The organism is Pantoea sp. CTOTU49201 (assembly GCF_032054795.1).
In the GTDB taxonomy this organism is placed as follows: Bacteria; Pseudomonadota; Gammaproteobacteria; order Enterobacterales; family Enterobacteriaceae; genus Pantoea; species Pantoea symbiotica.
In genome coordinates this window covers 1-11,617 of record NZ_DAMBSA010000115.1, presented here as the reverse complement: position 1 = coordinate 11,617, position 11,617 = coordinate 1, and the positions used below count along the sequence as shown (strand labels likewise).

Genomic DNA, 11,617 nt, shown 5'->3' with positions numbered 1-11,617 from the left:
TCGTCAGCCGGTCACCAGCTTCGAGCAGGCGATTGAGTGGCTAGTGAAAGAGTCACGTCGCGGTCTGTCTGTACAGCGTTATAAAGGTTTGGGTGAGATGAACCCAGAGCAGCTGTGGGAAACCACCATGGATCCGGATAGTCGCCGCATGTTGCGCGTGACCATCAAGGATGCGATTGCTGCCGATCAGCTGTTCACCACCTTGATGGGCGATGCAGTTGAACCGCGCCGCGCCTTCATTGAAGAGAATGCGCTGAAAGCGGCCAACATCGATATCTAATCGGCACGGCAAAACGTAAAAACCCTTCCAAACTGGAAGGGTTTTTTGTTTTCAGCGCGGGACGGAGAAACGGAAGCAAGCGCCCGATGTTTGATCATCAAGACGGATATCACGCTCATGCAGTTGAAGAATACGGCGCACCACCATCAATCCCAAACCCCCGCTATTTTTGCGCGTGCTGGCATGCGTTAACGCAGATGGACGTTCAAACAGCGTGGCGCGTAAATTATCAGGAATGCCCGGCCCGGAATCTTTTAGGCTCACTTCCACCTCCCGATCGGCGCTGCGTAACGTCACCTCAATGGTGCCCGCTTCCGGCGTATGCTTGATCGCATTATCAAACAGGTTGGTCAGCACGCGATCGATCATCGAAACATCGGCATTCACTTGTGGCAGCTGCTCTGGCATATCCACCACAAAGCGGATATTGCGCGTGCTGGCCATTAACTCAAACTTCTGCACCACATCGTAAGTCAGTTCCGAGAGGCTAAACATTTCGCGGTTGGGCTTGATCACGCCATATTCCAGCTGCGCCAGTTCAAAAAGCTGCTGCGCCAGCATGCTAACTTTCTGGCTTTGCGAGAGCGCGATGTGCAGATAACGCTGGCTCTCGGCCGATTTCAGGCTATCTGATTTATACAGCAGGGTTTCGAGGTAGCCATGCAAAGTGGTGAGCGGCGTACGCAAATCGTGCGAGATATTGGCAACAAAATCGCGGCGTAGCTGGTCCTGATAAGCCAGCTTTTCCCACTGAAAAGCGACGCGTCGCGCCATGCCGACAAAGGCACCTTGCAACAAACTCACTTCATCTTTTTCATGAGGTTTTGGCAGCGGGAGATCAGCCAGTTGTTTTATTTCGGTCATGTCTTCACGGTTGAGTTGGCGAACGCGCTGCGTTAACTGACGCATTGGCCGCGTGATCAAACTAAACGCCACCGCGCCCGCCGTCAGGCCAAATAGCACCACCAGTAAAGATGACCAGAAAGACGTGCGCATCAGAATATCAATCTGTGCTTCCTGCGCCAGCTGGTGATAATTCTCGCCCTGCAATATCACATACAGATAGCCCACCGCTTGGCCATTACGCGCCAGCGGCGCCACGCTAAATACTTTATTTTCCTGCAGATTACGCGGATCATCACCGTATACTGGCGATGTCGCGCCATTTAGTTGCGCCTGTATGGGCTTCAGGCTGACATGGGTGCGTTTGATATGACCTGGCGGCGCCGCATCGGCGAGAATGTTGCCCTGCAAGTCCAGCAAATAGACTTCCACGCTGGGATTGAGCACCATCAAATCGCTAAACAGTGCCTTCATTAGCGGCAAGTTAACGCCTTTTTCGCCAATCATATTGGGATTGAGGCTGGCAATACTGCGCGCCAATCCGTCGGACAAACGCTGCACCACCGCGCTACCATATTGCGCGTTAATACGAATCTGCATCCAACCTGACAGCAGTGTGCAAAGTAACAGCAAAGAAGCAAAAACCAGCGCCAGGCGTTGGCTGAGTGTCAGGCGTTTCATCATTAAAAACCTAATTGGCAGGCAGCGAGAATTTGTAGCCTTTTCCCCACACCGTTAGGATGTAGTGTGGTTCAGCAGGATTATCTTCAATTTTCAACCGCAAGCGGTTGATGTGTGTATTCACGGTGTGTTCATAACCCTCGTGTTGATATCCCCAAACCTGATTAAGCAGGTTGAGGCGGGAGAACACTTTTCCCGGATGTTTGGCGAAGTGATAGAGCAGATCAAATTCCCGAGGCGTTAAGGTGATTGGCTTACTGTCCAGCCAGACTTCACGTGCCACCGGATCAATCATTAATGCGCCCAGCTGTAAGGTGCCGGCCTCCATGCGTGAATTTAAGTTCATCGCTTCCTGACGCCGAAACAGCGCTTTAAGTCGCGCCACCAATTCCAGCACCGAAAAAGGCTTCGGCAGATAATCATCTGCACCCAACTCAAGACCCAACACGCGATGCACTTCACTGGAGCGTGCGCTGATCATAATGATCGGCGTATAGCGCTTCATGGCGCGTGCCCGGCGACAGATTTCCAGCCCATCGATACCGGGCAACATCAGATCGAGAATCAAGGCGTCCCAATGCTGGGATTCCAGTAGCTGTACGGCGAGGTTTCCCTCAGCCGCGTGGGTTACATCATAACCTTCATCCTGAAAGTTTAAGCGAAGAACGTCGGCAATCCCGTTGTCATCTTCGACGATAAGTACTTTTTTGGCGTCGTTCATCATCCCTTCCTGCTTCGCTAATTTAATCAATATTACCGCTTAAAGCCTCTCGGAGTTTTCACATTTTGTTTAACTCGACGTGAGGCTTTGGTGAACAACAATTGGCCACAATAGCATCCAGACATGAGTGATTGAGGTCAGACATGGATGGAAATAATTACGTCTGCATCGGGGAAGGTGGCTGGTGTTAACAAGCCAAATGGAAAGTAAACAGAGAATGAGCTCATTACCGTATTGAGACATTTCTTGTCATTGGGTTTGGCGTGCTAACGGCAGAATGCGGCCTGACTTAACAGAAGAGACCGGTTAAATGGATATGCAGATGGATGAAAAACCAGGTTGTTCAGCCGTGATCCATCCATGGTGGCTGCGCGCTTGTCACTGGATGAATGCCGCGGCCATTATCGTTATGACGCTGAGCGGATGGCGCATTTATAACGCTTCTCCACTGTTTGACTTTCGCTTTCCCGGTGAGATCACTCTCGGCGGTTGGTTGGGTGGCGCGCTGCAATGGCACTTCGCCGCGATGTGGATTTTCGCCGTAAATGGTGTGATTTATCTGGCGATGAATCTACTTACCGGCCGTTTCAGTAAGAAGTTTCTGCCGCTGAGTTTGCGCGGAATCTTACATGACGCCATCAGTGCGCTGAAAGGCAAATTGGCCCACGCGGATTTGCGTCAATACAACAATGTGCAGCGTGCTGCTTACCTGTTTGTGATGGTGGTTTGCCTGTTGCTGGTGCTGTCTGGTTTGGTGTTGTGGAAATCGGTGCAGTTTGGGCTGTTACGTGACCTGCTGGGCGGCTATGAAGCGGCTCGTTACATCCACTTTTATGCGATGTCAGCGCTGGTGGGCTTTGTCGCGGTGCATATCGTGATGGTCGCGCTGGTACCGAAAACCCTGCTCGCAATGTTGCGCGGACGCTAAGGAGAGCAAAGTGAAAAAAATTAATGTCGATCTTTCGACCAGCGATGCAGATGCTCTGGTGAAAGAAGCGCAGCAGTTACTGGCACGCAAACTGGACTCTACGTCACGTCGTCGCTTTTTACGTCAGGGCTTAACGCTCGGCGGCGTAGTGATTTTAACCGGCTGCGATCTCAGTGATAAACCGGACGTTGATAGCGTGCTGAATAGCTTTTCCCGCTTCAACGATCGCGTGCAGGGCTGGCTGTTTAATCCGGCCAATCTGTCACCGGAATACAGCGCCGATCGCATCTCGCAGTCCTTCCCCTTCAATGCCTTTTACGGTGAAGAGGACATTCCGCAGATCAATGGCGATCAGTGGCGCCTGGAGATTGCCGGGCTTGTGAATGATAAACGCAGCTGGTCGCTGCCTGAGCTCTACAACATGCAGCAGGTTGATCAGATAACGCGCCATATCTGCGTTGAAGGCTGGAGTGAGATTGGTCGTTGGGGCGGCGTGCGTTTTGCTGATTTCCTGAAGCTGATTGGCGCCGATACCACAGCCAAATATGTCAGCTTCAAGTGTGCGGATGATTATTACACCAGCATCGATATGGCATCGGCGCTGCATCCGCAAACCATCATGGCGCTGAGCTGGGATGGACGAATTCTACCGCCTGAATATGGTTATCCGATGAAGATCCGTATTCCCACCAAACTGGGATACAAAAATCCGAAGCATATTCAGGTGATAGAAATAACCAATCGTTATACCGGTGGTTACTGGGAAGACGAGGGCTACAACTGGTTCGGCGGAAGCTGATCCCTTAACTCGGTGCCATATTGCGCCAACACCTTTTATAAACCCTAGAAATGTAAGGAAACACCCGATGAAAAACGTAATCGTAGCAACCTTTATCGCTTCAATGATGACCATGTCTGTGGCTTACGCGGCTGATACCATGGGCAAAGACGCCATGAAAAAAGACGAAATGGGCATGAAGAAAGATGCCATGCACAAAGACGCGATGGGCATGAAAAAAGATGCCATGAAGAAAGACGAAATGGGCATGAAGAAAGATGCCATGAAGAAAGACGAAATGGGCATGAAAAAAGATGCCATGAAGAAAGATGAAATGGGCATGAAAAAAGACGCCATGAGCCACTAAGATCATCCTCTTACTCCATGTATGTCGGGCCATCACTTTCGTGATGGCCTTTTTCTTTACGGGGAAAAAATCTGAAGTCGGGTGCGAAACTGGTCAATGTGAGCTGAATCGCGCTAGCATTGATCAAAACCCTGACTCAACGAGGACGTTATGGCTATAAAACTGGTTGCAATCGATATGGACGGCACGCTGCTCAATCCGCAGCACGAGATCACGCCTGCAGTTAAATCGGCCATTGAGCGCGCACATAAAAAAGGTGTGATGGTGGTGCTCACTACCGGCCGTCCTTTCGTCGGCATTCAGCGCTATCTGATGGAGCTGAATCTGGTTGATGAAGGCCAATATTGCATCAGCTACAACGGTGCGCTGGTGCATCGCGCTAACGATGGCGAGTGCGTCGCGGAAATCACGCTGGGTTTTGACGACTATTTGTATATCGAACAGCTGGCGCGCGACCTTGGCGTCCACTTCCAGGCCTTCGATAAATCCTTCCTCTATACGCCGAACAAAGACATCAGCGAATTCACCATCCACGAAGCGAGCCTGACCGGCATTCCGGTGCGCTATCGTTCCGTGGAAGAGATGGATCGCGCCACGCGTTTCCCTAAGCTGATGATGATCGATAAGCCCGATCTGCTGGATTCTGCCATTCAGCGCTTGCCGCAGCAGGCACGCGACAACTACACCATTCTCAAAAGCGCGCCTTACTACCTCGAAATCCTCGATTCCCGCGTGAATAAAGGTCAAGGCGTGAAAATGCTGGCTGAGAAGCTCGGCCTGGCGCGTGAAGAAGTGATGGCGATTGGCGATCAGGAAAACGATCTGGCGATGATTGAGTATGCAGGAACCGGCGTAGCAATGGGCAATGCCATTGATTCGGTTAAGAAAATCGCACAGTTCATTACCAAAACCAATATGGAAGACGGCGTAGCGCACGCCATTGAAGAGCTGGTGCTGTAACCCCTTCTTATTTCTCCTCATCCTGTGATTGGGTCACCATAAATGGCGACCCTACAAACCTCACCAAGCCATCGTAGGGTCGCCATTCATGGCGACCTTATCGCGCCATCGCACATGTATTGTCTATTTTGTGATCCAAATTGTAGTACAACCAAGCCTGATGGTACTACAATCGACGACGCATGTCAGGGCGGCCGTTAGGCTTCGCTCCGCGAAAGCAGTAATCTGATGCGTAACTGCCTTTCACTGAATGGAACATCATGACGCAAGAACAATTAAGCAAAACAGAGCGCATCATCCTGACGCTGGGTGAAGAAATCGTGGCCGGCAAGTTCGTGCCGGGCGCGGCGTTACCCGCCGAAGCTGAGCTGTGTGAACGCTTCGGCACCTCGCGCAATATCATCCGCGAAGTGTTTCGCTCGCTGATGGCGAAACGTTTGATGGAGATGAAGCGCTATCGCGGCGCGTTCGTCACGCCGCGCAATCACTGGAACTATCTCGATAGCGACGTATTGCAGTGGGCGCTGGCGCACGATCAGGACCCGCGTCTGATTGCCGCCATGAACGAAGTGCGTGTGCTGGTCGAGCCGCAGATTGCGCGCTGGTCAGCTGAACGCGCCACCTCAAGCGATTTGGCTGCGATTGAACTGGCATACAACGAGATGGTGGCTAACCACCTCAATCGTGATGCCTTCAATGAAGCGGATATCCGCTATCACGAAGCGGTGCTGAATTCGGTACACAATCCGGTGCTGCAACAGCTCAACGTGGCGATCAGCCAGCTGCAAAAAGCGGTGTTCGCGCAAACCTACATGGCGGACGAAGGCAACATGCCGCGCACGCTCGCCGAACATAAAGCGCTGTTCGATGCCATTCGTCATCAGGATGGCAATGCTGCCGAGCAGGCGGCGAAAGCGATGATTGCCAGCTCAACGGCGCGACTCAAGGAGATTATGTGACCAGCTATATCGCGATTGATTGGGGCTCAACCAACCTGCGCGCCTGGCATTATCAAGCCAGCGTTTGCATCGATGAGCGTCGTTCGGAAGCCGGCGTCACGCGGCTCGGCGATCGTACGCCAGCCGAAGTATTTGCCAGCGTCACTGCGGGTTGGCCAGTCAATGACGTGCCGGTAGTGATGGCAGGCATGGTAGGCAGCAATGCCGGCTGGCTGTCGGTGCCGTATCTCTCTTGTCCGGTGGCGCTGGGCGAAATCGCTGGCCGCCTGACACGCGTTGAGGATAAAGCGTGGATCGTGCCGGGATTGAGCGTCGAACGTGCCGACAACTACAACGTTATGCGTGGTGAAGAAACGCAGTTGCTCGGCGCGGTGGAACTGCAACCTGCACCGCTTTACGTGATGCCAGGCACGCACGCCAAATGGGTGCAGATGGAACAGGATCGCGTGCTGGATTTCCGCACCGTGATGACCGGCGAACTGCATCATCTGCTGCTGAAACAGTCGCTGATTGGCGCGGGTTTACCCGAGCAGCAAGAGAACGCGGCAGCTTTCCGTGAAGGCGTGCAAGTCGGCAGCAACGATGCCTCGATTCTCTCGCGCCTGTTTGAAGTCCGCGCTTCACACGTGCTCGGCGCGCGCAATCGCCGCCATATCAGTGACTTTCTTTCAGGCTTGCTGATTGGTCACGAAGTGGCGCTGATGACGCAACAGGCCGACGCCACCAGCCAGCCGATCACCATTATTGCCGGGAGCGCGCTGGCGCAACGTTATCAGCAGGCGCTGCAGTTTATCGGCATGGATTCAGTCACGTTGGAAGGCGATCGTGCTTTCCAGCACGGAATAAGGAGTATTGCGAATGTCCTGGCAAACTAAAGTCCCGCTGATCGCCATTCTGCGCGGCATCACACCGGATGAAGCGGAAGCGCACGTTGGCGCACTGATTGAAGCGGGTTTCGATGCGATTGAAATCCCGCTCAACTCGCCGGAGTGGGCGAAAAGCATTGGCGCGATGGTGAAAACCTTCGGCGATAAAGCGCTGATTGGCGCCGGTACGGTGCTGAGCCCGGCGCAGGTCGATGAGCTGGCGACGCTGAACAGCAAATTAGTTGTCACGCCAAACACCGATGCCGCCGTGATCCGCCAGGCGGTCGCCAAAGGGATGATCGTCGCCGCCGGTTGCGCCACCGCGACCGAAGCGTTCGCCGCCTTACAGGCCGGTGCGCAGGCGCTAAAAATTTTCCCGTCGTCAGCCTTTGGTCCGGGCTACATCAAAGCGCTGAAAGCGGTGCTGCCGCCGGAAGTGCCGGTGTTTGCCGTGGGCGGCGTGACGCCGGAAAACCTGCATGAATTTATGGCCGCAGGCTGCATTGGCGCGGGCTTAGGCAGCGATCTCTATCGCGCCGGTCAACCGCTGTCGCGCACTGTGGAACAGGCTCGCGCATTTATTGCTGCATATAAGGACGCTGTACGATGAAAATTACTAAACTGACCACTTATCGCCTGCCGCCGCGCTGGATGTTCCTGAAAATCGAAACTGACGAAGGCATCGTTGGTTGGGGCGAACCGGTGATTGAAGGCCGCGCACGCAGCGTAGAAGCGGCGGTGCATGAGCTGTCGGAATACCTGATTGGTCAGGATCCGGCGCGCATCAACGATTTATGGCAGGTGATGTATCGCGGCGGCTTCTATCGCGGCGGCCCGATTCTGATGAGCGCCATCGCTGGTATTGATCAGGCGTTGTGGGATATCAAAGGCAAAGCGCTCGGCGTGCCGGTTTATCAACTGCTCGGCGGTTTAGTGCGCGACAGCATCAAAGCCTACAGCTGGGTGGGCGGCGATCGTCCAGCTGATGTGATTGATGGCATCAAGAAACTGCGCACCATCGGTTTTGACACCTTCAAACTCAACGGCTGCGAAGAGATGGGCATTATCGATAACGCGCGCAAAGTCGATGACGCCGTGAATACCGTGGCGCAGATCCGTGAAGCCTTTGGTAAAGAGATTGAGTTTGGCCTCGATTTCCACGGCCGCGTCAGCGCGCCAATGGCAAAAGTACTGATCAAAGAGCTGGAGCCGTATCGCCCGCTGTTTATTGAAGAGCCGGTGCTGGCGGAGCAGGCGGAATATTATCCGCGGTTGGCGGCGCAAACTCACATCCCCATCGCCGCTGGCGAACGCATGTTCTCGCGCTTTGAGTTCAAACGCGTGCTGGAAGCGGGTGGACTGGCGATTCTGCAACCGGATCTGTCTCACGCAGGCGGTATTACCGAGTGCTACAAAATTGCTGCGATGGCCGAATCTTACGATGTGGCGCTGGCACCACACTGTCCGCTGGGCCCAATCGCGCTGGCCGCGTGCCTGCACGTTGACTTCGTCTCACGCAATGCGGTGTTCCAGGAGCAGAGCATGGGGATTCACTATAATCAGGGCGCTGAACTGCTCGATTACGTGATCAATAAAGACGATTTTAAAATGGATGACGGTCATTTCTATCCGTTAAATAAACCGGGCCTCGGCGTGGAAATTAATGAAGAGCTGGTGATTGAACGCAGTAAAAATGCACCTGACTGGCGCAATCCATTATGGCGATTCCCCGACGGCTCCGTTGCTGAATGGTAATTAACACGCACTAAAAATAGTCATTTGAAAATATCTATATGCCGGTGAAATAAGGCATAGGGCTTCGCTCAGCCTGTTTCCCGGCACAGCTTATTTACCGCTAATGCGGTTTTACCTTTGATATCGCTACCCGACATTTGCCGGGCGTGCTTTGTCGCGCCTAAACGGCAAAAACGATTACGGAGAAACACCATGGATCTCTCTGCTGTTCAGGCCAAACCGACGCGCCGTCGTTATATCACGCTGCTGATGATATTTATTACGGTGGTTATTTGTTATGTCGACCGCGCTAATTTAGCTGTCGCTTCTGCGCATATTCAGGAAGAGTTCGGTATTACCAAAGCGCAAATGGGTTATGTATTCTCAGCCTTTGCCTGGTTATATACGCTGTGCCAGATTCCCGGCGGCTGGTTCCTCGATCGCGTGGGTTCACGCTTAACCTATTTTATTGCCATCTTTGGCTGGTCGGTTGCGACCTTATTGCAGGGTTTCACCAGCGGCTTATTATCGTTAATTGGTCTGCGTGCGATTACCGGCATATTTGAAGCGCCGGCTTTCCCTACCAATAATCGCCTGGTAACCAGCTGGTTCCCCGAGCAGGAGCGCGCTTCCGCTGTCGGTTTCTACACGTCCGGTCAGTTTGTCGGCCTGGCTTTCCTCACGCCACTGCTGATCTGGATTCAGGAACTGCTGAGCTGGCATTGGGTGTTCATTATTACCGGCGGCATCGGCATCATCTGGTCGTTTATCTGGATTAAGTTCTATCAGGCGCCGAGCCAGAGCAAAGGCATCAATAAAGCCGAGCTGGAATACATCCGCGAAGGCGGTGCGATGGTAGATGGCGATGCGCCGAGCGAAAAGAAAACCCGCACCAAACTTACCGCCGCCGACTGGAAACTGGTGTTCCACCGCAAGCTGTGCGGCGTCTATCTCGGCCAGTTCGCCGTGACATCCACATTGTGGTTCTTCCTAACCTGGTTCCCGAACTATCTGACGCAGGAAAAACACATCGCGGCGCTCACCGCGGGTTTTATGACTACTGTGCCATTCCTCGCGGCATTCGTTGGCGTGATTCTGTCAGGCATCGTCGCCGATCGTCTGGTGCGCAGCGGCCGTTCGCTGGGTTTTGCGCGCAAAACGCCAATCATCTGCGGTTTGCTGATCTCTACCTGCATCATGGGCGCCAACTACACCAATGACCCCATCTGGATTATGACGCTGATGGCGATCGCCTTCTTCGGCAACGGCTTCGCCTCAATTACCTGGTCGCTGGTCTCCTCGCTGGCACCGGTGCGACTGATTGGTTTGACTGGCGGCATGTTCAACTTTGTTGGCGGCCTGGGCGGCATCACCGTACCGCTGGTGGTGGGCTATCTGGCGCAGGATTACGGCTTTGCACCGGCGCTGGTGTATATCTCGGCGGTAGCGCTGATCGGCGCACTGTCCTACATCCTGTTAGTCGGTGATGTAAAACGCGTAGGTTAATACAACCCGTAGGGTCGCCATTCATGGCGACCTTGCCAATAACCGCACTGTAACCGCAACCCGGTTTATTCGCATCGCCCCGCCAAATCACGTAATTTATCCGGCAACTGTTAGATGGAAGGTTGCCTCATGTCAGAACAACAAATCACCTTTGCCGCGCGTCATCATCAACTCACCAACATCAACGTCTGGACCGGCGACAGCCAGTGGCTGGCATTTGATGTGCGACCTTCCGGCGCCTCTTTTACCAGCCTGACCATCGAGCGCGTCAACGTCGCGAGCGGTGCCGTTGAGGTGCTGTATCAGGCGCGTGATGGTGCACACGTTGGCGTGGTCACCGTCAGTCCGGATCTGCCATCGCGTTACGTCTGTATTCATGGCCCGGAACATCCGGATGCGCACTGGCGCTACGATTTTCATCACCGTCGCGGCGTGATCGTGCAGCAAGGTATCGCTGAGAACCTCGACGCCTGCGATATCACGGCGCCTTACACGCCCGGCGCGCTGCGCGGTGGCTCGCATGTCCACGTCTTCAGCCCGGACGGTTCGCGCCTGAGTTTTACCTACAACGATCATGTGATGCATGAAAAAGATGCCAGCGACGACCTGCGTAATGTCGGCGTGGCCGTGCCGCTTCATCCGGTGTGTCCGCCCAAACAGCATCCACGTGAATATGAGGGCAGCCATTATTGCGTGCTGGTCAGCCAGACGCAGCGCGTTCCACAACCGGGCAGCGACCAGATTGACCGCGCCTATGAAGAGTGCTGGATCGGGAATCAAGGCTATCAGAAAGCGGATGGCAGCTGGCAGCGCTGGGCCATCGCCTTTATCGGCGATACGCGTGCGGCTAACGGCGACAAAGTGCCGGAAGTATTCGTGGTGGATCTGCCCGCCGCGTTAGCCGATTACGCCAAAGCTGGCGCATCGCCCTTGCAGGGCACCGCGGATGAATTGCCTGCGCCGCCAGCTGGCGTGCCGCAGCGCCGTCTCACGC

The 11,617-nt window shown here is 54.0% G+C and carries 12 protein-coding genes and 1 pseudogene; 11 read left to right on the top strand and 2 right to left on the bottom strand.

Annotated elements, in window-relative coordinates:
* Positions 1–280, top strand: a pseudogene (gyrB, locus tag RTY00_RS10420) (DNA gyrase subunit B); the annotation flags it as partial.
* Between the two features lie 51 nt (positions 281–331).
* Here the strand turns inward: gyrB and RTY00_RS10415 are convergent.
* Together RTY00_RS10415 and RTY00_RS10410 are read right to left on the bottom strand one after the other, a co-directional pair.
* Positions 332–1,804 (bottom strand): HAMP domain-containing sensor histidine kinase, encoded by a 1,473-nt coding sequence (locus RTY00_RS10415; RefSeq protein WP_312664376.1) that lies wholly within the window; start codon positions 1,802–1,804, stop codon positions 332–334.
* Between the two features lie 10 nt (positions 1,805–1,814).
* The gene (locus RTY00_RS10410; RefSeq protein ID WP_312664375.1) at positions 1,815–2,525 is read right to left on the bottom strand and encodes a response regulator transcription factor; all 711 of its coding nucleotides are present in this window, start codon (positions 2,523–2,525) and stop codon (positions 1,815–1,817) included.
* Between the two features lie 316 nt (positions 2,526–2,841).
* Here RTY00_RS10410 and RTY00_RS10405 point away from each other — a divergent pair, with 316 nt between their 5' ends.
* The 10 genes from RTY00_RS10405 to RTY00_RS10360 form a co-directional block, all read left to right on the top strand.
* Positions 2,842–3,453 (top strand): cytochrome b/b6 domain-containing protein, encoded by a 612-nt coding sequence (locus tag RTY00_RS10405; RefSeq protein WP_409519132.1) that lies wholly within the window; start codon positions 2,842–2,844, stop codon positions 3,451–3,453.
* 10 nt (positions 3,454–3,463) lie between these two features.
* Entirely contained in the window at positions 3,464–4,252 is a 789-nt protein-coding gene (locus RTY00_RS10400; RefSeq protein WP_312664373.1) for a molybdopterin-dependent oxidoreductase, read from the top strand.
* Between the two features lie 67 nt (positions 4,253–4,319).
* Complete coding sequence (locus tag RTY00_RS10395; RefSeq protein WP_154195017.1) at positions 4,320–4,598, top strand: pentapeptide MXKDX repeat protein; 279 nt, start codon at positions 4,320–4,322, stop codon at positions 4,596–4,598.
* Positions 4,599–4,748: 150 nt separating this feature from the next.
* On the top strand, positions 4,749–5,558 hold the full coding sequence (gene yidA / locus RTY00_RS10390; RefSeq protein WP_008105292.1) for a sugar-phosphatase: 810 nt from the start codon (positions 4,749–4,751) through the stop codon (positions 5,556–5,558).
* A gap of 260 nt (positions 5,559–5,818) precedes the next feature.
* On the top strand, positions 5,819–6,517 hold the full coding sequence (locus RTY00_RS10385; RefSeq protein WP_312664372.1) for a FadR/GntR family transcriptional regulator: 699 nt from the start codon (positions 5,819–5,821) through the stop codon (positions 6,515–6,517).
* Positions 6,514–7,392, top strand: a complete 879-nt coding sequence (locus RTY00_RS10380) for a 2-dehydro-3-deoxygalactonokinase (RefSeq protein WP_312664370.1) — start codon at positions 6,514–6,516, stop codon at positions 7,390–7,392. Before RTY00_RS10385 ends, RTY00_RS10380 begins: the two co-directional genes overlap by 4 nt.
* Positions 7,376–7,993, top strand: coding sequence for a 2-dehydro-3-deoxy-6-phosphogalactonate aldolase (locus RTY00_RS10375; RefSeq protein WP_312664369.1), 618 nt, complete (start codon positions 7,376–7,378; stop codon positions 7,991–7,993). Before RTY00_RS10380 ends, RTY00_RS10375 begins: the two co-directional genes overlap by 17 nt.
* Positions 7,990–9,138 (top strand): galactonate dehydratase, encoded by a 1,149-nt coding sequence (gene dgoD / locus RTY00_RS10370; protein ID WP_007893527.1) that lies wholly within the window; start codon positions 7,990–7,992, stop codon positions 9,136–9,138. The genes RTY00_RS10375 and dgoD overlap by 4 nt, the downstream gene beginning before the upstream one ends.
* 192 nt (positions 9,139–9,330) lie before the next feature.
* Entirely contained in the window at positions 9,331–10,623 is a 1,293-nt protein-coding gene (locus RTY00_RS10365; protein ID WP_312664368.1) for an MFS transporter, read from the top strand.
* A 129-nt stretch (positions 10,624–10,752) separates the two neighbouring features.
* On the top strand, positions 10,753–11,617 hold an 865-nt coding region (locus tag RTY00_RS10360; protein WP_312664367.1), incomplete at its 3' end, for a DUF3748 domain-containing protein.